The 25,867-nt window shown below is 36.1% G+C and carries 24 protein-coding genes and 1 pseudogene; all 25 read left to right on the plus strand.

Annotated elements, in window-relative coordinates; genetic code table 11:
* The first annotated feature begins 113 nt into the window (after nt 1-113).
* A complete protein-coding gene (locus tag G6R02_RS00955; RefSeq protein ID WP_164667383.1) occupies nt 114-1,190 on the plus strand; it encodes an EpsG family protein in 1,077 nt (358 codons plus the stop codon).
* A gap of 19 nt (nt 1,191-1,209) precedes the next feature.
* Nucleotides 1,210-2,223, plus strand: a pseudogene (gene galE, locus G6R02_RS00960) (UDP-glucose 4-epimerase GalE); the annotation flags it as partial.
* Between the two features lie 88 nt (nt 2,224-2,311).
* Nucleotides 2,312-2,911, plus strand: coding sequence for a sugar transferase (locus G6R02_RS00965; protein WP_281347073.1), 600 nt, complete (start codon nt 2,312-2,314; stop codon nt 2,909-2,911).
* Nucleotide 2,912: 1 nt separating this feature from the next.
* Entirely contained in the window at nt 2,913-3,542 is a 630-nt protein-coding gene (locus G6R02_RS00970; protein ID WP_164667385.1) for an acetyltransferase, read from the plus strand.
* 53 nt (nt 3,543-3,595) lie between these two features.
* Complete coding sequence (locus tag G6R02_RS00975; protein WP_164670278.1) at nt 3,596-4,750, plus strand: DegT/DnrJ/EryC1/StrS family aminotransferase; 1,155 nt, start codon at nt 3,596-3,598, stop codon at nt 4,748-4,750.
* Nucleotides 4,751-4,753: 3 nt separating this feature from the next.
* A complete protein-coding gene (locus G6R02_RS00980; protein ID WP_164667386.1) occupies nt 4,754-5,095 on the plus strand; it encodes a helix-turn-helix domain-containing protein in 342 nt (113 codons plus the stop codon).
* A 27-nt stretch (nt 5,096-5,122) separates the two neighbouring features.
* Nucleotides 5,123-6,244, plus strand: coding sequence for a glycosyltransferase family 1 protein (locus G6R02_RS00985; protein ID WP_164667387.1), 1,122 nt, complete (start codon nt 5,123-5,125; stop codon nt 6,242-6,244).
* Nucleotides 6,216-7,394, plus strand: a complete 1,179-nt coding sequence (locus G6R02_RS00990; protein WP_164667388.1) for a glycosyltransferase — start codon at nt 6,216-6,218, stop codon at nt 7,392-7,394. Before G6R02_RS00985 ends, G6R02_RS00990 begins: the two co-directional genes overlap by 29 nt.
* Before the next feature lie 12 nt (nt 7,395-7,406).
* Nucleotides 7,407-8,444 carry a glycosyltransferase family 2 protein gene (locus G6R02_RS00995; RefSeq protein ID WP_164667390.1) on the plus strand — a complete coding sequence of 346 codons (1,038 nt, stop codon included), beginning with the start codon at nt 7,407-7,409 and terminating at the stop codon, nt 8,442-8,444.
* On the plus strand, nt 8,445-9,632 hold the full coding sequence (locus G6R02_RS01000; protein ID WP_246202482.1) for a CDP-glycerol glycerophosphotransferase family protein: 1,188 nt from the start codon (nt 8,445-8,447) through the stop codon (nt 9,630-9,632). It abuts the gene before it with no gap.
* On the plus strand, nt 9,619-10,035 hold the full coding sequence (locus G6R02_RS01005) for an FAD synthase family protein (RefSeq protein WP_164667392.1): 417 nt from the start codon (nt 9,619-9,621) through the stop codon (nt 10,033-10,035). Before G6R02_RS01000 ends, G6R02_RS01005 begins: the two co-directional genes overlap by 14 nt.
* Before the next feature lie 46 nt (nt 10,036-10,081).
* On the plus strand, nt 10,082-11,272 hold the full coding sequence (locus G6R02_RS01010; protein WP_164667394.1) for a glycosyltransferase: 1,191 nt from the start codon (nt 10,082-10,084) through the stop codon (nt 11,270-11,272).
* 25 nt (nt 11,273-11,297) lie between these two features.
* A complete protein-coding gene (locus G6R02_RS01015; protein WP_164667396.1) occupies nt 11,298-12,284 on the plus strand; it encodes a glycosyltransferase family 2 protein in 987 nt (328 codons plus the stop codon).
* Between the two features lie 26 nt (nt 12,285-12,310).
* Nucleotides 12,311-13,501: a glycosyltransferase gene (locus G6R02_RS01020; protein WP_164667398.1), complete on the plus strand. Its 1,191-nt coding sequence runs from the start codon at nt 12,311-12,313 to the stop codon at nt 13,499-13,501.
* A gap of 45 nt (nt 13,502-13,546) precedes the next feature.
* On the plus strand, nt 13,547-14,569 hold the full coding sequence (locus G6R02_RS01025; RefSeq protein ID WP_164667400.1) for a glycosyltransferase family 2 protein: 1,023 nt from the start codon (nt 13,547-13,549) through the stop codon (nt 14,567-14,569).
* 15 nt (nt 14,570-14,584) lie between these two features.
* On the plus strand, nt 14,585-15,514 hold the full coding sequence (locus G6R02_RS01030) for a glycosyltransferase family 2 protein (RefSeq protein ID WP_164667402.1): 930 nt from the start codon (nt 14,585-14,587) through the stop codon (nt 15,512-15,514).
* A gap of 35 nt (nt 15,515-15,549) precedes the next feature.
* Complete coding sequence (locus tag G6R02_RS01035; protein ID WP_164667403.1) at nt 15,550-17,322, plus strand: ABC transporter ATP-binding protein; 1,773 nt, start codon at nt 15,550-15,552, stop codon at nt 17,320-17,322.
* Nucleotides 17,323-17,365: 43 nt separating this feature from the next.
* Nucleotides 17,366-18,448, plus strand: a complete 1,083-nt coding sequence (locus G6R02_RS01040) for a polysaccharide pyruvyl transferase family protein (protein ID WP_164667404.1) — start codon at nt 17,366-17,368, stop codon at nt 18,446-18,448.
* 100 nt (nt 18,449-18,548) lie between these two features.
* On the plus strand, nt 18,549-19,754 hold the full coding sequence (locus G6R02_RS01045; protein ID WP_164667405.1) for a hypothetical protein: 1,206 nt from the start codon (nt 18,549-18,551) through the stop codon (nt 19,752-19,754).
* A gap of 47 nt (nt 19,755-19,801) precedes the next feature.
* Complete coding sequence (locus G6R02_RS01050; RefSeq protein WP_164667406.1) at nt 19,802-20,899, plus strand: acyltransferase family protein; 1,098 nt, start codon at nt 19,802-19,804, stop codon at nt 20,897-20,899.
* Nucleotides 20,900-20,981: 82 nt separating this feature from the next.
* Nucleotides 20,982-21,887, plus strand: coding sequence for a glucose-1-phosphate thymidylyltransferase RfbA (rfbA, locus tag G6R02_RS01055; protein ID WP_164667408.1), 906 nt, complete (start codon nt 20,982-20,984; stop codon nt 21,885-21,887).
* A gap of 146 nt (nt 21,888-22,033) precedes the next feature.
* On the plus strand, nt 22,034-23,233 hold the full coding sequence (locus G6R02_RS01060; RefSeq protein ID WP_164667410.1) for a phosphotransferase: 1,200 nt from the start codon (nt 22,034-22,036) through the stop codon (nt 23,231-23,233).
* A 58-nt stretch (nt 23,234-23,291) separates the two neighbouring features.
* Entirely contained in the window at nt 23,292-23,948 is a 657-nt protein-coding gene (locus G6R02_RS01065) for a CatB-related O-acetyltransferase (RefSeq protein WP_164667412.1), read from the plus strand.
* 122 nt (nt 23,949-24,070) lie between these two features.
* Nucleotides 24,071-24,649 (plus strand): dTDP-4-dehydrorhamnose 3,5-epimerase, encoded by a 579-nt coding sequence (gene rfbC / locus G6R02_RS01070; protein ID WP_164667414.1) that lies wholly within the window; start codon nt 24,071-24,073, stop codon nt 24,647-24,649.
* Nucleotides 24,636-25,862, plus strand: a complete 1,227-nt coding sequence (lhgO, locus tag G6R02_RS01075; RefSeq protein ID WP_164667416.1) for an L-2-hydroxyglutarate oxidase — start codon at nt 24,636-24,638, stop codon at nt 25,860-25,862. Before rfbC ends, lhgO begins: the two co-directional genes overlap by 14 nt.
* Nucleotides 25,863-25,867 lie beyond the last annotated feature (5 nt).

Below are 25,867 nucleotides of genomic sequence, written 5' to 3' on the forward strand. Positions count from 1 at the left end.
TTATATAAACGAAATCGGCTTACTCGCCGATTTCTTACAATCCGATTTCCGGCATCTGACTTCTAGAAAGACGAGGCGTGAGCCGAGTATTTCTTATGAAAGGGATTTATCAAATGACGATACTTTGGATTAATCTCGCCCTTGTTTTCAGTACTGCACTTTTTGCAAGATATTTTGCCGCTCCGGCATTAGCGGGTGGAATACCTGTATCAGTAAAACCGAATAAGTTTCTTTTTTTCGGTTCCATGGCCAGTATCGTAGTCATTTCAGGTCTCCGATCAAACATTGGAGATACATATGTTTATAAAAACATTTACGAACAGAATGAATTCACCTGGGAGTTTATCGTGTCACAAAAAGATATCGGGTTCGGTATTTTGCAACGGGTGTTAAAAAGCCATATTTCAGAAGATCCGCAAATTATGATTTTTACAGCGGCACTGATTACTAATGTGCTTATTCTGTTTGTTTTTTACAACTATTCCAGGATGATCGAACTCAGCGTGTATGTTTATATCACTGGAGGCTTGTTTTTAGTATCGATGAATGGTATCAGGCAGGTGCTTGCAGCAGCGATTGCGTTTACAGCTATCAAATATTTGGTGGAAGGCAAGTTTCTTAAATATGCGCTAATCATTATAATGGCATCTTTTTTTCATCAAAGTGCACTTATTCTGCTGCCTATGTTCTTTTTGGTCAAATTTAAAGCATGGTCCAAGGCTACCCTTGCACTGATCATACTCTCTGTATTAATTGTCTTCGGTTTTGAACAATTTTCATCCTTGCTTTTTTCAGCATTGGAGGATACGCAATACGGTCACTATCAAAGTTTTGAGGAAGGTGGCGCTAACTTCCTCAGGGTTGCAGTGATGGGTGCTCCGTTATTTATTGCCTATTTGGGGAGAGAGCGCCTGAAGGAAATCATGCCGAATAGTGACTATATCGTAAATATGTCTTTGATGGGCTTGATTTTTATGATTATAGCAACCCAGAATTGGATTTTTGCCAGGGTGTCCATTTACTTTGAACTGTATCAGCTTATCCTTATTTCCTGGATTGTGAAGGTGTTCCGGGAAAGGGATCAAAAGATTATCTATATTGCAATTATCGCCTGCTATCTTGCTTATTTCTATTTTGAAAATGTTATTAATCTGAACATCATGTACCGGAGTGATTATATAGATTTATAGATGAAAGGGGGACATGATAGTGAGTATTCTTGTAACAGGCGGCGCAGGATATATTGGAAGTCATACATGCGTCGAGCTGCTGAATAAAGATTATGAGGTCATTGTGCTGGATAATTTCTCGAATAGTAACTCGGAGGCCATCCGTCGGGTGACTGAAATTACCGGCAAACAGGTTAAAACATACAAGGCTGATTTATTGGATAAAGAAAGCCTGACTACCATCTTTAATGAAAATAAAATAGATGCCGTGGTTCACTTCGCTGGACTCAAGGCTGTTGGTGAATCTGTTTCAGTTCCACTCAAATATTATGAAAATAATATCACAGGAACTGTTAATTTATGTGAAGTGATGCGGGCATTCGGGGTAAAGAAACTTGTGTTCAGTTCATCGGCAACAGTATACGGAGCAACGGGTAAAGTGCCAATAACGGAAACTACCAGGCTGAATGCAACGAATCCATATGGCCGCACCAAACAAATGATAGAAGAAATATTAATCGATTTGCATCGTTCAGATCAGACGTGGAACATAGCGCTTTTGCGTTATTTTAATCCAGTTGGAGCGCATCAAAGCGGGCGTATTGGTGAAGATCCAAATGGTATTCCAAATAATTTAATGCCCTTTATTTCACAGGTGGCCGTTGGCAAACGCCAGCAATTGCAAGTATACGGAAATGATTACCCAACCAAAGATGGAACAGGAGTCAGAGATTACATCCATGTTGTTGACTTAGCCAGAGGGCACGTAAAAGCATTGGAAAATGTGCAGGCTGAAATCGGTATTGATGCTTACAACCTGGGCACCGGCAAAGGGTACAGTGTGCTGGAGATAGTTGCGGCATTCGAAAGGGCTTCCGGTAAAACAATTCCTTATACGATCACAGAACGTCGCCCGGGTGACATAGCCATATGCTATGCAGATCCCCAGAAAGCCAAAGAAGGGCTTGACTGGCAGGCAATAAAAGACATAGATACCATGTGTGAAGATGTGTGGCGATGGCAGTTAAATAATCCGGATGGTTACAGTACATCCGTCGAAAAAAATACAGAAAGTGATACCCCGGTGCATGTTGCAGCGGGTTTTTTAATGCCTGAAAAAGTTAACGGGGAGTGAACGTCGATTGAAACGAATGATGGATATACTGATTTCTTTGACCTTACTCACAGTATTTTCCCCAGTAATTGTTATTACTGCTGCACTCATAAGACTTCAAATGGGGAAACCGATAGTTTTTAAACAACAACGGCCCGGATTGGATGGCAAGCCATTTAACCTCTATAAATTCAGAACGATGAAAAATGCGTTTGATCAAAATGGCAATGAACTGGCTGATGAAGTCCGGTTGACAGCATTAGGTAAGCGTCTCAGGCAATTTAGTCTGGATGAGTTTCCACAGCTGATTAATGTTTTAAAAGGCGACATGAGTTTAGTCGGACCAAGGCCGCTATTAATGGAGTATTTACCGTTATATACAAAAGACCAGTCAATGCGCCATACGGTAAACCCGGGGATAACAGGCTGGGCACAGGTGAATGGCAGAAATGCAATTACATGGGAGGAAAAATTCGCGCTTGATACATGGTATGTCACCAATCAAAGTATCCTGCTCGATTGCAAAATTCTGCTGTTAACTGTTCTCAAAGTAGTAAAGCATGAAGGAATCAGTCACAGAAATAACGCAACGACGGAAAAATTTAGTGGCACGAAAGAAGTGCTGTAGCATGAACGTTATTATTTTGGGGGATGGCGGGCACAGCAAAGTCATTCAGGAAACAATTCATACCATTGGCGACTATAAGATTGCTGCAATTTTGGATGATAAGTACAAAGATGGCTTTCAGGAGAAAGGAGTTATTTATGCTCCGATAGCTTTCACAGGTAAGTTGTTACGGCAGGGTACGAAAATAGTTGTTGCTATCGGCGGGAATAAAATAAGAAAAGATATCGTTCAGCAATTGAACCTGCCAGCGGAAAGTTATTTAGCTGTAGTCCATCCTGCAGCGGTTGTAAGTAAATCAGCTAAGGTAGGTAACGGCACAGTAGTAATGCCAAATGCAGTAATCAATGCCAGGGCAGAAATTGGCATGCACTGCATTATCAATACAGGAGCAATTATCGAGCATGACAATTCTATCGGTGATTGTACACATGCTTCACCAAATGCAACATTATCAGGCAATGTGACTACTGGTCAGGGAGTGCATGTCGGCTCTTCCGCAACAGTTATCCCGGGAAAGCATCTTGGCAGCTGGTCGGTCGTCGGGGCAGGTTCTACCGTTATTGAAAATATTCCAGCGTACAGTAAGGCTGTTGGAAGTCCGACACGAATAATTGAACGAATATTAACGTAAGGAAGGGTGGTGGTTTTTTGACAAATTCGAGAATCCATTTATCTCCGCCACATATGAGCGGGAAAGAACAGCAGTATGTAAATGAGGCGTTTGAAACAAATTGGATTGCACCATTGGGACCAAACGTGGACGCATTTGAAAAGGAAATGGCTGAAAAAGCAGGATTGAGAGATGCTGCAGCTTTAAGTTCAGGGACGGCAGCAATCCATCTCGCTCTTTCTTTATTAGGTGTCACAAAAGGTGATACGGTTTTTTGCTCGACACTTACCTTTGTAGCCAGTGCGAATCCGATTATCTATCAGGGGGCGGATCCTGTTTTCATTGATTCAGAGCCGGAATCCTGGAACATGTCACCTCGTGCACTCAAGCGGGCAATGCGTGATGCCGCTCATGAAGGAAAGCTTCCAAAAGCAGTCATCATCGTTAACTTATATGGCCAAAGTGCCAAGATGGATGAATTGCTGAAAATATGTGAAGCGTATGATGTTCCTGTAATTGAAGATGCTGCAGAATCGCTTGGTACCACATATAAAGGGAGAGCAAGCGGCACCTTTGGCAAATTCGGTATTTATTCTTTCAACGGAAATAAAATAATTACCACTTCCGGTGGTGGAATGCTCGTATCAAATGACAGCGAGGCAATTCAGCAGGCCCGCTTCCTGGCAAGTCAGGCACGTGATCCGGCCCCACACTACCAGCACAGTAAAGTCGGATTCAACTATCGGATGAGTAATATACTGGCGGGAGTTGGCAGAACACAATTAAATGTACTGGAAGACCGGGTTAAAGCAAGAAGAATGATTTATGATATCTATTATTATGGATTAGCCGATCTGGCAGGAATTACCTTCATGCAGGAATTGGAAGGTACTAAGATGAATCGCTGGCTGACTGCATTTACCCTGAATGAGGAAGAAACGGGGGCAACGGTAGAGCAGCTGCTGGAGGCACTTAATAGAGAGAATATCGAAGCACGGCCTGTCTGGAAACCGCTTCATATGCAACCACTTTTTGACGAAGCTAGATACTATTCACACGGTGATAACGAGCATGTAGCGGAAAGGTTATTTCAAACAGGAATTTGCCTGCCTTCCGGTTCAAACCTGACAGGGGATGACCAGCAGCGGGTAATCAGGTGTATTAGAGACCAGTTCACTAACATCATCCGTAATAGGTATTACATGATTTTAGGAAAACACGAGGTATAAGCCATGATTGGGAAAAAAATTCAGCAAATCCGTAAAAGTAAAGGGCTCAGTCTTTCTGAGTGTGCCCAGAGAGCAAATATTTCCAAATCGTATTTAAGCAATATTGAGCGCAACGTAAATCAAAATCCATCTATTCAAATCATCGAGAAAATCGCAATGGTTTTGGATGTTGACTTTCATATATTACTGGAAACAAAACCTGTTGAAGAACTGATGCCGGAAAATGAATGGCTGGATTTTGTTGAAGCACTAAAGGAATCTGGAGTCGATAAGGATCAACTCCAGGAATATAAAACCGTTATCGAATTTGCCAAATGGCAGAATGAAAATTCAGGGAAGAAATAAGATTTGAGAAAAAATGAGGCTGGAAAAATGAGAGTACTACATGTCGTTGGAGCAATGAACAGAGCAGGGACCGAAACAATGCTGATGAATATTTTCCGGAATATCGACCGTAAAAGAGTACATTTTGATTTTGTTTCATACAGCTCAGAGGATGCTCATTATGATCATGAAATAAAAAGGCTTGGCGGCAGAGTTATCAAGCTTTCAAAAACAAATTCGATAAAAGAAATCTATCAGGTTATTAAAAAATACGGTCCATATGATGCAGTTCATGCGCACACATTATTTCATTGCGGGGTTGCAGCAGTGGCAGCCAGACTTGCAGGTGTAAAAGTGCGAATTTCACATGCACATACAACATTGGATGATGATAACGGGTTTATACGAAAAGCCTACATAAACGTAATGCGACTGATGATTACGTTTTTTTCAACGCACTTACTGGCATGCAGCAATGAAGCAGGAAGGTATTTATTTGGAAAAAAACCATGCATCTATTTTCCGAATGCCATTGACTATTCAAAGTTTCTCGTAAACCCGCAGGCAAAAGTGATTAAATTTAAAATGGAGCAAGGCTTTGGCAAAAACATGGTAATTGGCCATATTGGCAGGTTTATCGAAGCTAAAAATCATAAATTTTTGCTTGAGATTATGGAGCGTGTTATCGGGAAGGACCCATCTATTAAACTGTTATTGGTGGGGGATGGCGATTTAAAACGACAAATCGAGGAAGAAGCTAAACAGAAGGATCTTCTTGAAAATATACGATTTGTTGGGGTTAGAAAAGACATTACCACAATGCTGCACAGTATGGATGTTTTTGTTTTCCCATCACTCTATGAGGGGTTGGGCCTGGTTCTGTTAGAAGCGCAGGCAAGTGGAATTCCATCCATCGTTTCTGAAAATATACAACCTGAGGCAGACCTTGAAATCGGAATGGTAACAAAGCTTTCATTAGCCGATGGACCTGCAGTATGGGCAGACAAAATTATCGAATTGGCAGATATGAAGAAACTGGATACCGCTGAAATTATTGATGGTTTTGAACGAAGCGGATATTCCCTGTCCAAAGCAATTTCAGCCTTAAAGAATATCTATGAATCTAAACCAGGAGGAGCTTATGAAAGAGATACTGATTACCTCCTTTGATATGGAAGTTGGTGGGGTAGAACGAAGTCTTATCAGTATGTTAAATCACTTTGATTATGAAAGCAGCAAAGTTGATCTCATGTTATACAGCCATACCGGTGATTTCATGAAGCTGCTGCCGGAAGAGGCAAATTTACTGGAAGAATCATTAGCTTATAAAACATTCCGGATGCCGATAGAGCGTTTATTTAAATCAGGTAAGCTATTACTTGGAATAACAAGGCTGCTGGCAAAGTATAAGGCGGGCAGAAGCCAGTCAGCAGAGCCCGGTTACAGGCAAATGCAGTATATGTGGAAATACGCAGTGCCTTTTTTACCAAAAATGAAAAAGAAATATGATGTTGCTATCAGTTATTTATGGCCGCATTACACGGTGGCAGAGAAAGTAGAGGCAAACACGAAAATTGCCTGGGTACATACTGATTTTTCAACAGTGGAAACAGATGTTGAAGCGGATCTTGACATGTGGCGTAAGTTTGATTACATCGCGGCTGTGTCGGATGAATGTATGAAAGCATTCATTACGAAATATCCGAGCCTGACAGAGAAAGTAGTTGTAATCGAGAACATCTCTTCACCTGACTTTGTTAACGCCCTGTCTGTTAATGAACTGGAAAACCCAATGATTGCTGATCCGCGGTTTAAATTGATAACAGTAGCCAGAATGTCCCATGCAAAAGGAATTGATAATGCCATAAATGCATTGAAGGCATTGCACGAACGTGGATACGATAACATTGCCTGGTATGTAGTTGGATATGGCGGTGATGAAGCAATGCTTAGAGAGTTAATAGCAGACAGCAATTTGCAGGACAGCTTTATTTTACTGGGTAAAAAAACAAATCCATACGCTTATATTAAAGCGGCGGATTTATATGTGCAACCATCGCGTTATGAAGGGAAAGCCGTGACGGTAGGTGAAGCGCAAATACTCGGCAAACCTGTACTGATAACAAATTATCCAACAGCAAAAAGCCAGGTCATTGATGGAATTGACGGTACAATTTGCGATTTGTCCGTTGAAGGAATAGCGGATGGAATCGAAAAACTGTATGTGGACCATGCTTTCCGGAATCAGCTTGCAATCAATTGCAGAAGAAAAGATTTTGATAATAGTGGGGAACTGGAAAAACTATACGAATTAATTTAGGAGGGACAATATATGTTGCAAAAGGGAAAAGTTAGCGTTGTTGTCCCTGTTTATAAAGTTGAAAAATATATTCACCGATGTGTAGACAGTATACTGAATCAAACCTATACCAATTTAGAAGTAATTCTCGTAGATGACGGGTCACCGGATAATTGTGGTGCAATTGTTGATAAGTATCGGGTAACAGATGAGCGAATAAAGGTTATCCACAAGGAAAACGGTGGATTATCCGATGCCAGAAATCATGGAATGAAGCATGTGATTGGCGAATTTACGATGTTCGTTGACAGTGATGACTGGATAGAACCGAAAATGGTTGAACAGATGGTTAAATATAGCAGGGAATACCAAGCTGATGTCGTTCAATCAGCTTTTTATTATGCGTATGACGATAAAATACTGTTGGATAAAAGGTATTTTCGGGAAAATGCACTTTTAGATAATCATTCTTTAATGTATGAATTGCTGGTTAATGAACGGGTGAAAAATTTCGCCTGGGGTAAGCTTTATAAAACAGAACTGATTAGCGATATCCCATTCAAAAAAGGGGTGCTGTTTGAAGATGTCTTTTGGGCACACCACGTGATGCACCGGGTGAAGCGCTTTTTGCTTTTGCAGCAGCCACTATACTACTATTTACAGCGGGATGACAGCATAGTTGCTTCTTATACCCCGAGAAACCTGGATATCATTAAAGGGCTGAAGGAAAGGCACCGGTTTATTGAGGAATATTACGGGGAGCTAACAGATGAATCGTATAAAGGAATATTGAAAATGAGCTTTATCCATTACAATTTGCTGTTGCGTAACCGGGCAAAAGACCAAAATGGTGCTCATCGGAAGGAAATACAATCATACATAAAAACAAATCAGCACGAGTTGAAACAAGCAGTAAAGAATGACAGACAGTTATGGATGCAATTATTTTTTTTCACATTGCATCCCTTTTTTAATATTTGCTTTCTTGGAGTCAGGAAAGGACTAAAGACGGTGGGAATCTTGTCGCAGCCTGATGGACTGACACAGGTTGATAAAGGAGGGGTCGTTTGAATGAAGATGAACATAAAGAAATGGATTGCTTTACTTGCGATTTATCTGTTTAATTGCTTTCCGTTGAAGAATAATAAAATTTTCGTGTTCAGTTATTACGGAAGTCAGTACGGTTGCAGTCCGAAATATATTACTGAATTTATTAGTAAAAATAATCCGGAAGGCATGTTTGATATCGTCTGGGCGTTTAATGACCCCGAATCCAAAAAGCACCTGGATAATTTCCGGAAGGTGAAGACGATGTCGTTACGTTATTTTTACGAACTATGTACCTCGAAAGTTGTCATTACAAACTTTCGAACAACAGACTTATTTGTAAAGCGCAAAAATCAGTACTACATCCAAACGTGGCACAGTTCACTACGATTAAAGCATATTGAAAAAGATGCAGAAAATGTATTGCCGTCGGATTATATACAAATGGCAAAAAAGGATTCAGTGAAGTGTGATCTTCTGTTATCAGGCTGTAAATACAGTACCGATATTTTTAAACGTTCCTTTTGGTATGACGGTGAAATTTTTGAACATGGTACACCGAGAAATGATCTATTATTTCAACGTAATACCGGCAAGCGGGAGAAGATCATGAAGAAATTAAATATTCCGTCTGAAAGGAAAATCTTGTTGTATGCACCTACGTTCAGGAAGGACAATAACCTGGATGTGTATAAGCTCGATTGGCCGGGACTGGTGGAGAAGTTGAAAAGCAGATTTGGGAATGAGTGGACCATTTTGGTGAAACTGCACCCACATCTAATATCAGAGTCCGACAAGCTGATTTATGGAGAAAATGTTATCGATGTTACTTCTTATGACGATATTCAGGAACTTCTATTGACAGCAGATATTTTAATATCAGATTACTCGTCGCTCATGTTTGACTTTTCCATAACCAAGCGGCCGTGTTTTCTTTACGTACCGGACCTGAAGGAATATACAAATCAGGAACGGAAGCTGTATTTTGATGTAAAGAATCTGCCATTTATTAGTGCTGTTAGTAATACTGATTTACAGGAGAAGATCGGGTCGTTTAATGACGTACAATATCAACACAATCTGGAAAAGTTCTTAATGAAAATCGGATCCTATGAACAAGGAAAAGCCAGCAATTATTTGATGAACCGGATTGACGAAGTTTGCTATGGAAAAGAGCCAAAAAGGAGTGAAGAACTAAATGAAGCAGTATAAAATCGGCTATACAACAGGTGTTTTTGACCTGTTTCACGTTGGACATTTGAACATATTAAAACGGGCAAAAGAACAGTGTGAACACCTCATTGTGGGAGTCAGCACCGATGAACTGGTAGAAGAGTATAAAAATAAAGAAACGGTCATCCCGTATGAGGAACGAATCGAAATTGTCGAAGGGATTAAATATGTGGATGAAGTAATCCCGCAAATAAACAGAGATAAATACGCAGCCTGGGAGCAGTTGCTTTTTGACGTCATGTTTGTCGGTGATGACTGGAAAGGAAGTGCTCTTTTTAATGAACTGGAGGAAAGGTTTGAACAGGTGGGTGTTGATATTATTTATTTTCCGTATACGAGGGGTGTTTCATCAACGCTTGTGAAACGGAAGGTGAAGATGTAAAGGGTGTACGAGAAGAGGCAATTATAAACATAATGGAAGTGAGAAGATGAAGAAAAAACTGTTATTCGTTATAGACTCATTGAAAACCGCTGGAGCTGAAAAGAGTTTAGTAACGTTATTATCAATGCTGGATTACTCCAGATTCTCAGTAGACTTACAGTTGTTTGCATACGGTGGTGCATTGGAAGAACTTGTTCCAATAGAAGTAAACATTCTAAAACCTTTGAAGTATACAGACTTTGCCAAAATGAATTTAAAAAAATCACTTAAATACACAATAGTGAATCGCGAATATAAAATGTTTTCATCAAGACTCAAATATTCAACGAGAATACGTAAAGAAAAATATAGTAACCCGCAAAAAGCAATACTATTTTGGAAGAACGTTTCCAATGTGATCGAGGAAAACCCAAAAAAATATGATATTGCTATCGCTTATGCTCAAGGTATTCCGACCTATTATGTAGCCGAGAAGGTTAAAGCAAAAAGTAAATTCGCCTGGATTAATGTAAGCTACCGGTTAAATCATTGGGAAAAACAGTTTCAGGGTGCTTCTTATAATCAATTTAATCGAATAGTGACTGTATCCGAATCAACTAAAGATACTTTTCTCGAAGCATTTCCTGAGTACGCCAGCAAAGTTAATGTTATTTATGATATAAATAATGCTCGCTTCATTGCTGACATGGCAGAAATGGGAAATAGTTATGATGATTCTTTTGATGGGGTTAGAATCCTGACAATAGGCAGACTGGCAAACCAAAAAGGTTATGACATTGCTCTTGAGACTTGCAAAAAACTAAAGAATCTGGGAATTAACTTTAAATGGTATGTTCTTGGCAAGGGTCCATTGGAACATGAGATGAAAGAGTATATAGAACAAAATGGTTTAGAAAATCATTTTATACTGTTGGGAATTAAAGCAAATCCTTATCCGTTTATAAAGAACGCTGATATTTACGTGCAAACTTCCAAATTTGAAGGGTTTGGTCTTGCTATAGCAGAGGCACGAATGCTGAATATTCCCGTTGTTACAACCAGATTTGATGCAGTCTATAATCAAATGATCCATGAAAAAAACGGGCTCGTAGTTGACATGAATGCCGATGCGGTGTGTGAAGGTATTAAAAGATTATTAACTAATAACGAATTACGGGAAGAGATTGTCAGCTATTTGAAGACCGAGAAAAAAGGCAATGCTGAAGAGATAGATAAATTTTATCAATTAATAGGATGAAAACTTATTGAGGAGTAGGGAAAAAATGGTGCAACCAGAAATAAGTATTATCGTTCCAGTATATAACTCAAGCCCTTACATCAAAAAGTGTCTGGACAGTATTCTGACCCAAACGTTTAAAAACTTTGAACTTATTGTTGTGAACGATGGGTCAACTGACCATAGCGGTGATATTTGTAATCAATATGCTCAAAAAGATAATAGAGTGAGGGTAGTTCATAAGAAAAATGGAGGAGTTGCGTCTGCAAGAAACACAGGATTGGAGATGGCAAAAGGTGAATATGTCAGCTTTGTGGATGGGGATGACTGGATATATGAAGATATGTATCTGATATTATATGAGCTTTGTAAAAAAACGAAAAGCGATATATCCATCTGCAGCAATGACAGGGAAGTCAATGGTGAGGTCATTCGTGTTGAAAGAGAAGAATTTATTAAGGAAATGGATAATATCGAGGCAATGAAACAATTATTTACTGCTAAATATTATAGATTTGCAGTGTGGGGGAAATTGTACAGGAAAAGGTGCTTCAATAACATCAGATATCCAGAAGACAGAAGACTTGATGACTTACCGACCACATACAAGATCTTTGCTAAAGCAAACAAAGTAGTCTATACAAATTATTCCGGGTATATATATTTATTACGGGAAAACAGCATAATAACTTCTTCTTATAATGAAAAAAAGCTGGATGTATTTTTGGGTTGGGATGAAATCATTACTTTTATGAGTAAAAATTATCCACAGCTTTCTGAAGAGTACATTTCATGTTTTGTGTATTACAGCATGGATCATGTATATGCTATTTTGAATCAGGTAAGTGACCCTGCCAAAAGGAAAAAGTATTTGCTGTTTATACAGAAGTACATCCGAAAGTATTATAAGCAAATATCTAAAAACCCCAGGTTATCAATGAAGTACAAATACTTAACCGCATTAATAAAATTCGATGCTCATCTTTTTTATTTAAATAATAAATTGAAAAGAAAAGTGGCTGCCCTTATATAGAAATGCTAATGGAAGTGAGTATTAATATGAAGAAAAAAATTATATTTATGGTTATAAATATGAATGTTGGCGGAACGGAAAAAGCATTGCTTAACATGATATCTGAAATGCCGAAAGAGAAGTATGATATTACCATCTTGATGCTGGAAGAGTACGGTGGATTTTTAGATTCAATACCGGATGATGTTCATGTTGAGTACGTTAGTGAATACACTGAAATAAAATATGCGATTAACAAACCGCCAAAGCAAGTTGCATTAAACCATTTTAAAAAAGGTAAGTTTATAAAAGGAATCGTCTTTTCATTGATTACCATGCTTTCAAAGGTAACAAAAAGAAAAAGTATTTTCTTTAAATATCTTCTCAAAAAAGTTTCAGGTTTAAAAAATGAGTATGATACTGCTGTAGCTTATGCTGGTCCAATGGATCTCATAAGCTATTTTGTTGCAGAAAAAATTAAAGCAAAAAAGAAAGTTCAATGGATTCATTTTGATATAACGAAAGTAGGATTTGATAAACAGTTTACAGAAAGGCTTTATCAAAAGTTTGATAAAATCTTTGTTGTTTCCAAAGAAGGACAGCAGAAATTTAATTCGATGTTTCCTCAGTTAAAAGATAAATCTGCAACATTCAATAATGTGGTGCCTTCTAAACAAATTCTAAAATTAGCGGATGAAGGTCCAGGGTTTGATGATGATTTTGATGGAATCAGAATATTAACTGTCGGCCGATTAAGTAAAGAGAAAGGGCAGGATTTAGTCATTCCCGTTCTGTCAGAACTCAAAAAAAGCGGACTCAATGTAAAGTGGTATTGTATTGGGGAAGGGAAAGCGAGATTGGAATATGAGAAATTGATAAAGGAGTATGATGTGGAGAACGACTTTATACTGCTTGGATCAAAGGTGAATCCATATTCATATATGAAACAGTGTGATATTTACGTTCAGCCCTCCAGGCATGAAGGGTATTGTATAACGCTTTCTGAAGCTAAATGTTTTCAAAAATTGATAGTTGCAACAAACTTTACCGGGGCAACAGAGCAGATAGTGAATAATAAGACAGGATTTATTGTGGAAAATGGAGAGATTCAAATGATTAACTTACTGAAAAAATTACTTACAAAGGATAGTGTCAGGAAAAATCTTATAGAGAACTTGAAAAAAGAGAATGTGACCGCTAAACGGAAGGATATTAATTTAATAATGCTAAGTACTTAAATCAATCAAATATAAATAATTTGTTTTACGAGAGGAAAAAGTCGCATGGAACCAACAGTAAGTATCATAGTACCAGTATATAATGGTGAACAATTCATAGAAGAATGTGTTGAGTCTATTTTATCTCAGACCCTAAGTAACTTTGAATTAATAATAGTAAACGATGGTTCAGTTGATAATACACGAACAATTTGTAATAAACTTTCAAAACAGGATGAAAGGATTCAAGTAATTCATAAAAGTAATGGAGGGCCGGGTTCCGCAAGAAATACAGGGATAAAAAATTCACGTGGAGAATATATCGGTTTCGTTGATTGTGATGATACTCTTGAAAAAGATATGTATAAAAAAATGTATTGTGCGATAAGGAATAACAATGCGGATATTTGCTTATGTGGATACAAAGAGTTGAGTAATAAAGGAGTCTATGAAGCTATTCACCCTCTGAATGGAAAGTTGAACATCAACGATAAGATAAAAATTCAAGAAGAAATGGAAATATCTCTAGTTCACAATAATATATTGGGTTATGCAAGCCTATGCAACAAGCTATACAATAGAGAGTTTATTATGGAAAACAACTTATTAATAAATGAAAATGTACGAATAGCTGAGGACCAGTGTTTCAATTTAAGGGCGTTCTCTTGCGCAAGTCATGTGTGTGCGATAAATGAAGCACTATATTTATACAGAAGGATTAATGACAAAAGTATAATGAGCAACAAACGGCAATCTTTTTACTTACACTTAGAAGGAAGAAAAGAAATTATACACACACTCAGTAATATTAATATAGGGGATGCCGTATTTAAGCATTGTGTTAAGTATGAGAACAGCAAAACAGTATCTCAGTACCTATCAAAGATAGTTAGTGTTTATTTTTCTAAAGTGAGTCCAAAAGTTAAACTTCAGAAAATAAATAGTTTAATTCATGAAAGTTATTTCTTAAATGCGATTAATGATTTTAGTGGTAAGGAACTACTAATGAAAGCGAATTTGGTTTTAAAGATATTAGGTGGATATTTATTTCTGGAAAGAAACTTTAAAAGAGTTTTACCGTACAAATAAAATGGAGTGATAGTCTTGTTTCCAAAAATATCAATTATACTTCCGGTGTACAATGTAGAACAATATATCGATAAATGTATAAATTCCATACTGACTCAAACTTTCCAGGGTTTCGAACTAATAATTGTTAATGACGGATCAACAGATGGCACAGGTAAAGTGTGCAATGGGTATGCCGAGAGAGATAATAGAATAAAAGTAATGCATACAAAAAATAATGGTCAGGCCAGTGCAAGAAATTTAGGTCTTCACCACGCGAAAGGTAATTTTATCGGTTTCGTGGATGGTGATGATTGGATTGAAAAAGATATGTTTAAGCTATTGCATGATTCTTGCAGGGTAGAAGAATCGGATATGGCAGTGATAGGAGTTAGAGAAGTGAATGAAGAAGGGGATTGCTTAGGTTCTTATATTCCTGGTGAGTTGAATCTGCAAGAGATCTTAAAAAGAGCATACCCATGTAACAAACTTATTAGAAGAGAGTTATTTTATAAAAATGATTTATTTTTTGTTGAAGGCAGATTTTATGAAGATTTGGAACTTATACCAAAATTACTTATAATGTGTGAACGAAGATCTGTGGTAAATGAAATATCATATAATTATTTAAAGAGGAAAAATTCAACAACCAGCAGCAGAGATGACAGAATTCTTGATAATCTATGGGCTTATACTGAAATCAAGAAATTCTTGTTGGAAGAAGGATTATACTCGATACATAAAAAAGATTTTGAAATGGGAGTATTACACTTTAAACGGTATTATATAAATATACTTTATGATTATCCCACTAAGTTTTTATGTAAAAATACCAGAAAACTAATAAATGATTTTTCAAAAATTGGAGGATTTGGTGCCTTAAATTATTTTAAGCTCACTATTAGACATTTTAATTACAAGATAAGAAAGATAGGGCATTTTTATAAGAAAAGGCTATTAAACTAAGAGTTATACTTTATTATTTTTAAGGTGGGATGATATTGAGAGTAAAAATTAAGGAGTTAATGTTATTTTTTAATAAAAGAGAGAAGAAAAAATTGGTTATACTGTTTTTTATGATGATTGCTGCAGCTTTATTTGAAACGATTGGAATAGGGCTGATTGTTCCTTTTGTGGGAATAGTAACAAGTCCCGAAATGATTCAGGAGCAGGCTGTTTTGAATTATCTTTATAACTTGTTTGATTTCCAATCAACAACATCATTTATTATATTTGCTGTTATTTTACTGCTTGCAGTATTTATTATAAAAAATTTATACTTGCTGCTCTTCAACTATGCACAATTTAGGGTTATTCTAAATCAGCAGGTAAAATTATCGAGGAAACTATTTAATGAATATTTAACAAAACCATATACATTTCATTTGCAGCGGAATACTGCAGATTTACTTCGGAATGTGAATGGAGAAGTCACCAGAGTATTCCAGGGAATCGTGATGTCAGGTTTTCAATTGATTACAGAATTTCTTGTAGTAACATGCATTCTGATATTACTGTTAGTAACTGCTCCAATTGCAACAATAGTAGCTTCTATCTTATTAGGTGGAAGTGTTTTTTTATTTTTTGCTATCCTTCGTAAAAAAATCAGCCTTTTAGGAAAAGAACAGCAGAAAGTAAGCGGGACAATGATTAAATGGGTAAATCAAGGTTTGGGAGCAAGTAAAGAGGTAAAGGTATCCGGAAAGGAAAAATTCTTTATTGATTCCTATACAGGTCAAAGCCAAATAAAGGCAGATAATAGCCGTTATATGAAAATGTTGGAAATAGTACCCAGGCTATTTATTGAAACATTATTGGTATCCTTTGTTCTTGTAACTATGCTAATAATTGTTTTTCAGGGTACCGGTATAGCTCAAATGATCTCAACAATGGCTTTATTTGCGATGGCGGCTTTTCGATTGATGCCATCCATTACTCGAATAGTATCTCTTATTACTAAAATTCGGTATAGTCAGCCTGCATTATCTGTTGTCTATGAGGATTTATTTATGAATAACGATGAAACTAAAAACAAGATAAGTAAAAAGCCAAAAATAATTAATCAGGGCGCAAGAACATTTGAAGATTCGATAAAGCTGAATGAAGTATCTTTTCGCTATCCCAATCAAGAAGTATACTCAATAAAGGATATTTCATTGACGATACCAATCGGACAGTCAGTAGCATTTATTGGTGAGTCCGGAGCCGGAAAAACTACACTTGTGGATATAATTTTGGGATTATTCCATCCCGAAAATGGAAGTGTATTGGTTGATGGAAAAAACTTGTTTGACCAAAAAGCTTTATGGCAGCAAAAAATAGGCTATATACCTCAATCAATATTCCTGTCTGATGATACAATTCGAGGGAATGTTGCCTTCGGGATCGATAAAGAGCAGATTGAAGACAAGGAAGTATGGCGTGCTTTAGAACAAGCACAATTAAAAGAATTTATTGAGGGACTCCCAGAGGGATTAGAAACAACCGTAGGAGAACGAGGAGTAAGGCTATCGGGTGGACAGCGCCAGCGTATAGGAATTGCACGTGCATTGTATCATAATCCCGAAATACTTTTTATGGATGAAGCAACTTCTGCACTGGACAATGAAACAGAAAAGGAAATTATGAAAGCTGTCGATGGATTAAAAGGAGAGAAAACGTTATTAATAATAGCCCACAGATTAAGCACAATAGAAAACTGTGACATCGTCTTTAAAATTAGTAATGGACAGCTGGTAGCTGTTGAGAATAAACGGGAAAGGTCAATCATCTAAGAAGTTATTCTAAATAGTTTACTTAGTAGAAGGGGATCCGAATATGAAGAAACGAATACTCGTTGATGCGTATTTTGCAATGAATTTAGGAGATGACCTGTTTCTCAAAGTGTTATTTGATAGATATCCCAATGTTAAGTGGGATTTGTTAACATCCAGCAAAAAATATAAAAACATCTTCAGAGATTATAAAAACGTGAGGATTATTAAATCACTTAGTGTAAAAATAATTGGTGAGCGAAAAATAAATCTGTTCTCCAAGTTAAACAGGTTTTTTAATTATTTCAGGTACGATGCCTTGGTAATAATAGGCGGATCTATATTTATGGAAAAGCAATCTTGGAAAAGCTTGTTGAAAAGCTGTGATTATTTACCTAACAGATTTAAAGATTTAGGCAAAAAAGTATTTATATTAGGTTCTAATTTTGGCCCATTCAATGATCAACTATTCATTACTGAACATAGGAGGTTCTTTTCTCAGTTTGATGACATATGTTTTCGAGATACTTATTCATATAATATATTTAAAGGGTTGGTAAATGTAAGAAAGGCCCCTGATGTAGTCTTTAATTTAGAACATAGAGGAAAACAACTTGAAAAAAGTGTTGGCTTTTCGGTAATTGATATTGAAAAACGGGAAAAGTTAAGTAAATATTTTCATAGTTATACTGAAATGCATATAGAGCTGATAAAAAAATATATTGAACAGGGATATAAAATTAAATTATTCTCATTTTGTAAACAAGAGGGTGATTTAAAGGCCATAAATTATATAAAGGGAAATTTAACACCCAGGGAAAAGGACTATGTAGAAGTTATAAGTTACGAAGGCAATATTACTGATTTTTTAGATTCCTATAGCACCTGTGAAACAATAGTAGGGACTAGATTTCATTCAGTAATATTGGCTTTTTTATTTAAGCAGAATGTAATACCTATTATATATAGTGAAAAAACTTTTAATGTGCTGAAAGACTTAAAAATGGATAAAAATTGCTGTTATATAAGAGATATAAAGGATTTGAATATCAATGATGTGCTTTCTAATAATTTCAAGTTGGAAAAAATAAAAGTAATAAAAGACGCTGAAAGGCAATTTTTAAAATTAGATTCATTTGTTAAATAGTCAAATACAGGTAATAAAGCTGAGTGCTAAAACAACTCACCTTCGAAAAATTCATAGGATTAGATTACTTGGTTCTATAAAGATTTGGGAGATGATAAAAGTGTTGAAGCTTTACAAACCAGAAATCATCAAAACTGAAACCGGCGTTAGAATTCAAGCCCTATTTGAATATAATCAAAACACCAATACACTATGGTACGAAGTCGAAGAAAAGTATAGTGAATATCTAACAGATGAAACAGCAGATGGTTTTTTTGTTGGCTTATTATTTTACGCGTTAAAAAACGGATATGATATAGAAGTTTCGGCACCCGTCTCCCAGAACCTATATTATTCAATTAACAACTACTTAGCTCCTTTGTTAGCCAAAATACATGGATTTAGTAACATTAAAATAACATGTGAGGAACTAATTACTGAGCCTATAAAGAGCAAAGGAGCAGTTGGTACTGGTCTTTCTTGTGGTATAGACTCTTTTGCAACTATTATTGATCACCTAAGCAATAGCTGCCCTGAAAGCTATAAAATTACTCATTATACTTTTTTTAATGTTGGCTCACATGGGGATAATGGCGGTGAAAAAGCAAGAAAATTATTTAAAGAAAGAGCTGAAATAACAAGGAAGTATGCAAGAGAGTTTGGAAAAGAGTTTATTTCGGTGGATAGTAATATTAGTGAGATATTAAGTATGAACTTTCGAAAAACGAATACATTAAGGAGTTTGTCTGCAGTATTAATTCTGCAAAAGCTATTTAACGTTTACTATTATTCCTCCAGTGTCCCTCTTTATCGGTTTAAGCTTAAAAAAGAGGACTCTGCAGGGTTTGATATTTTTAACACGAATATGTTATCCACTGAAACAATAAGGTTTTTTTCTTCCTGTCCCATTATAACAAGGGTAGAAAAAACCAAACTTGTTGCAGACTATACACCGTCCTATAAATATTTGAATGTTTGCTTTTTTAGCAAGCACAATTGCGGAAAATGCCCTAAATGTTTAAGAACGCTATTAACATTGGAGATTATCGGTAAAATAGAAAACTATTCCGATGTATTTAATCTTGAAGCGTATTATAAAAACAAAAATAAATTCATTACTACTATTCTTGCTGAAAAGGGAAATAACCCAACATTAAATGAGATTTATGATGAAATGTTAACCAGTAATTACAAAATACCTTTCTCTTGTAAAGTAAGGTCTGTCGGTTATAAAGCAAAAGCTAATTTTGAAAACAAATTCCTGGGTAAGGGAAGATATATGAAACTAAAAGGTATGTTTAGAGGAATAAATTTAAGAAACACATAAAAGGAAAAATTATAGTTTTGCTGAAAAGCGAACGAAGGGAGGCTCTAATGAAAAATCAAAGTTTTATTAATGAAGTATTTTGGCTCCGATGTATAGCATGTCTGGCTGTTACATTAGGTCATGCTATTGTTAGCGGAAATAATTATTTCACGGGATCTTCCATATATCATTTTGGGTCATATGTGTTGCATATGGCCGTTCTTTTTGGAGTTCCAGTATTTATTTTCATTTCAGAGCTTCTCTTGGCAAATAAGTATACTGAGAAGGTACCTGATACATTTATTAGGAGAAGAGCACAAATACTGCTGTTTCCTTATTTGGTTATGAGTATTATTTATGCATTAATTTCAATTGAAACCTGGACGTTTCAGGAAGTAATAACCAGAATAGCAATGAGTGTTTTTCTCGGAGACTCAGCAGTCTATTTTATTTTAATTATATTTCAATTTTACTTTTTACACTTACTTTTACGAAAATATTTAAATCGCTTTTCAGCAAAATATACTATTCCTATTGCATTACTCATTAACTTTCTTTACTTGGCTTTCTTTAATTTTACGGAGGTACCAGATAATGCAGTAGGTTATTTCATATGGACAAAAGGTTATTGGATGCCATTTACCGGTTGGCTTTTTTATTTTGTATTAGGCTTTTACTGTGGAAGGAATTATCGGGCTGTTCTATACTTTTTTAGAAATAAATGGCTGCTGGTAATACCGTTTTTATCACTGGTATTAATGTTGCTGATGAACAATATGTTTCACTTGGATTATGATTCAAAAAGAGTGGATATGCTGCTCTATGCCAGTTCGGTAATTTTTTTAATTATGTATGTATCTTCAAGTATCACAAAGTTACCTAAATTAGTGATGTTTATCAGTAACTATTCATTTAGTATATTTTTGTTAAACCTTTTTTATTTTCGGCTATTAAGTGCTGTAGAACCACCTGACTTTTTAAACTTACCATCTTATACAGTTTTGTTATTTTTATTTACCTTGCTCCTATGTATTGGTACAGCATATTTATTTAATCAATTCCGCTTTGGAAAATATGTGGTAGGGAGAATTATGACATATAAAGTTGAGAACAAATCAAAAAGTGCGTACCAGTTTCCTGCTGTAGCCGTTAAAGAAAGTGAATAGTTCATTAATCAAAGACTTATACAAAGTCTTTATTTTTTTATGCTTTTTACAGCAAAATTTACTTTGAGAGGTGTGATCTGCAATGAAAGGAATTATTCTAGCTGGCGGAAGTGGAACGCGTTTATATCCATTAACAAAATCGATATCCAAACAGTTATTACCTGTTTATGATAAACCGATGATTTACTATCCGCTTTCCGTTCTAATGTTGGCGGGGATAAAAGATGTTTTAATTATCTCCACCCCGAAAGATGTTCCCAGGTTTGAACAGTTGCTGGGGAATGGAGAGGATCTGGGCATAAATTTATCGTACGCCATTCAGGAAAAACCAAATGGATTGGCGGAGGCATTTATCGTTGGAGAAAACTTTATTGGAAATGATGATGTTTCCCTTATTTTAGGTGACAACATATTTTATGGTCATGAATTTATTTCGCAGCTTGAAAGGGTAAGAAAACAGTTAAATGGTGCAACGATTTTTGGCTATAACGTTAATGATCCGGAAAGGTTTGGAGTGGTTGAATTTGATGAGAATCGTAAAGTGCTTTCCATCGAAGAAAAACCAAAGCGGCCTAAATCAAATTTTGCTATTACGGGATTGTATTTTTTCGATAACCAAGTAGTTGACATTGCGAAATCTGTAAAACCGTCCGCCAGAGGTGAATTGGAAATAACTGATATTTTAAATGCATATGTTAAACGGGATAAGTTGCAGGTAGAACTAATCGGCCGCGGCTTTAGCTGGTTGGATACTGGCACGCATGAGTCGTTGTTGGAAGCATCGCAATTTATTGAGATTATAGAAAAACGTACCCGCTTGAAAGTGGCTTGCCTGGAGGAGATTGCATTCAATAAAGGGTACATTTCTGAGACTGAATTATTGCAGCTGGCAGAGCCATTAAAGAAAAGCGACTATGGTAAATATTTAATCCGGTTGGCGGAAATGAACAGAAACGAGGCAAGCAAAGGATTGCAGCTTGTGGAATAATTCTTGTAACAACTTAATCAAATGTGAAAATTATTGAATCTATTGCTTTTCAGGACAATAGAGTTTTTTATGGAAAGTTTTAACCTTCATATTCAGTAATCTTTAACCTGATACCTTTAACTATATGAGTAAAAGTAGGGATTTTCATGTTAAATAAAAATGAATCTAATCATGTTGCAAAATTTAAGTTAAAAAGTTTATACCATAAATTTAAGCTTTATTATTATAGAAGGCAGGCGGCTAAATTAAAAGACTCACCAAAAATTAAAAATGTTACGGCTAAATTGCAAAAAGCTGTAGAAGAAGAATTTAAAGATATTAATCAATTAAAAAGGGAGATAGAGGCGAACATTGTACCTGATGGCAATAGTGAAATTACATCTGAATATAAATATTTGGGTGGTGGGTCTAACCTTGGCTTGATAGATCATACTGAAATCAAAGGAGAAAGAGAATATAGTTATTTAACAAAAATTTTAACAAGGACAATAGGGGAAGATGAATTGTTTTTTTACACTAAGGTGTACCGTAATTATAAGTCTATAAGGGAGATAACTCCTAAACTTGTTAATTTATTTGAGTGTAAAGAATCTAACTTATGTCTAATTACTACGGAGAAAATTATAGGTGACAGACCTAGTTTCAATGAGGAAGAAATCAAGAAGGTAATAAAATCAAGTGAAGTAATTTCATCAATTAAATTAGATCAATTGACCCGAGATGGATTAAACCAAAAGAGCGTTAATGGTAATTCTAGGGTTAACATCAACTGGAAACATAAGTATAAATTTATGGGCAATGCTTTCCAATTACTGTCATTAAGTCATCAAGAGGAAGTACATAAAAATATTTTTGTTGCAATATATAAAAGAATGCAAATGGAAAACTATTCTCAGATATGTATCAATTTAATGAAAAGAGTAGAGAAATGCATTGTCGATAATCAAATGTTCAAGGAAATAAATCCTGATTATCATTATTCTTTAAGGCATCGTGATCTAAATAAAGAAAATATGCTGATAGACAAGAATAGTGGTTTACTATACATTATTGATTGGGGACAATTGAGTGTTGGTCCGAGCTGGTTGGATATTGCATGGTTTCTAGGTAAGTTAAAACAACCTTTTGATGTGATTAATAATTTATTTTTAGCCAATCCGGAAGATAGTCTCAATCTTGATGACATAGGCAGAGTATTCTTTCTATACTCTTTAATAATAATCTGGTTCCTCGAATTAAGTAAAGAAGAGTTTAATAACAACTATACGAGCTTTGTATTACCGGCTGTTGAAAATATAGAACAATTACAACTAAATATGAAAAAATCATCTATATTTTCTGTGTAATCCCTTAGTATTTGGATGTCTTCTGTAAATATAAAAGTTAATTAATGAGGTTGATCATATGATATTTGATAAAATGTTAAATCGGTTCTTAAAGAAATATAAAAATAGAAAGTTCTATAAAATGTTCCGGGAAAAAAACAGTCATAATTTAATGTATCCTGTTGGAATCTTTTCACTTCATGGAATTGATATTGGTAAAATGACATACGGTCCATTGAAGGTTGAGAGATGGAATGTAGAAGAGGAGGCTTTATCCATAGGGAACTACGTATCTATTGCTCGTAATGTTACGTTTATCCTTGGCGGAAACCATTCCTTCAACCATTTTTCAACGTATCCATTTAAGAATAGAGTATTAAATGATTGGAGTGTTACAGAAAGTTATTCCAAAGGGAAAATAAATGTTGGAGATGATGTTTGGATTGGGCTTAATGCTGTTATTCTCTCTGGGGTGGAAATAGGTCAGGGTGCTATCATAGGGGCTCATGCAGTTGTAGCTAAAAATGTTCCCCCATATGCCATTGTTGCGGGTAATCCAGCCAAAATTATCGGGTATAGATTCGGTGATGAGACGATCAACAAACTATTAGAATTTGATTTTAGTAATTTGAATAAAGAATATATAAAAGGCAATATTGACTATTTTTATAAAAAAGTGGATGAGTCAGTTCTTCACCGATTAGTTGATTTTCAATCTAAAAAATACAGCAATTGAAGGTCAAAAATTAGAAGTTCATTCAGGATAATTTAGAGAGAGTTTAGTAAATATTTAATATGTATTATAGTGATTTTATACGCTATAACTCCTAATAACTTTTTAGAAAGGCTGTGGGAATAATGAAAATAGTTGATACAAAGATTGAGGATATAAAGATTATTGAACCCGATGTCTTCCAGGACAATCGGGGTTTTTTTATGGAAAGTTATAATCTCCGTAAGTTTGAAGAAATAGGATTAAGCTACAATTTTATCCAGGATAATCACTCCTTGTCAGCGGATAAGGACGTCATACGCGGCCTTCATTATCAACTGAATCCGAAAGCACAGACCAAACTTGTCCGGGTGATTACTGGGGCAATTTATGATGTGGCGGTGGATATCCGAAAAGGCTCACCGACATTCGGGCAATGGGTAGGCGTTACATTAAGCGCAGAAAACCATCGTATGCTACTGGTTCCAAAAGGCTTTGCACACGGGTTTTGTACTTTAGCGGAGAATACGCATGTGCAATATAAGGTTGATGCGTACTATTCAAAAGAAAATGACCGTGGGATACGCTGGGATGACCCGGAAATCGGAATCGATTGGCCGGCGTCAGCGCCCGTTTTATCCGAAAAGGATGCAAATCAGCCGTTTTTAAAGGAATCGGAAATAAATTTTGTGTACCGTGTGGGAGCAGGTCATGAAACCGTATGATTATCTGATTGTCGGTGGTGGAATCGTGGGTTTATCTATTGCAAGGGAATTAATAAACAGGTTCCCGAAGGCGTTAATCTGTATTTTGGAAAAAGAATCCAATGTAGCAAAACACTCCAGTGGCAGAAACAGTGGTGTGCTGCATGCCGGTTTCTACTACACAGCCAACAGCCTGAAGGCAAAATTCGCCAGGAACGGAAACCGGGAGATGACGGAATACTGTGTTAAAAATGGTCTGAAAATAAATAGGTGCGGAAAACTTGTTGTGGCTTCAAATGAGGAAGAACTAAAAGGGTTATACGAATTAAAGAAACGAGCAGAAAAAAATGGTGTTGAACTTCACTGGATGAATGAAACAGAGGTGAAATTGTTTGATCCAAATGCCAAAACCCATAAAAGGGCGCTTTATTCTCCTACAACCTCTTCTGTTGATCCAGTTGAAGTCTGTGAAACGTTGAAATCGGAGGTGCTCGATAAAGGGGTAGACATTATATGCAGTACCCAGTATAAGGGGAAATCGAATAATAAAATTCTCACTAATAACGGTGTATTTACATGCCGTTATTTTATAAATGCCGCCGGATTGTACGCGGATAATATTGCTAAAGACTTTGGCTTTGGTGAAAAATACACAATTATACCGTTTAAAGGTATTTACCTGAAATATGCCAAAAACAAAACGGATGTTACCACTAATATATATCCGGTACCAAACCTGGCTAACCCATTTTTAGGTGTTCACTTTACGAAGACAGTAAACGGTTCTATTAAAATAGGTCCAACAGCGATACCTGCTTTTTGGAGGGAAAACTACAGTGGGATGAAAAATTTTAAGGCCAGAGAATTTTTCAGCATATTATTTTATGAGATGAAGTTGTTTATGACTAACTCCTTTAAATTTCGCTCATTGGCGTTTAACGAAATGAAAAAGTATATGAAATCATATTTTATCAATCTTTCTATGAAAATGGTTAAGCAACTGGATAAAAAAGGATTTGGACAGTTTGCAAGACCGGGAATACGAGCTCAGCTATTAAATAAGAAAACATTAGAGCTTGTACAGGATTTTGTTGTAGAAGGGGATTACCATTCATTTCATGTATTAAATGCGGTTTCCCCGGGATTTACATGTGCATTTCCATTTTCACGATATGTGGTGGATGGAATTATTGAAAAGCAAGGAGAAAAATTCGAGAAAGAATACATTTCATAAGGAGG

Source organism: Virgibacillus doumboii (genome assembly GCF_902806455.1).
In the GTDB taxonomy this organism is placed as follows: domain Bacteria; phylum Bacillota; class Bacilli; order Bacillales; family Amphibacillaceae; genus Lentibacillus; species Lentibacillus doumboii.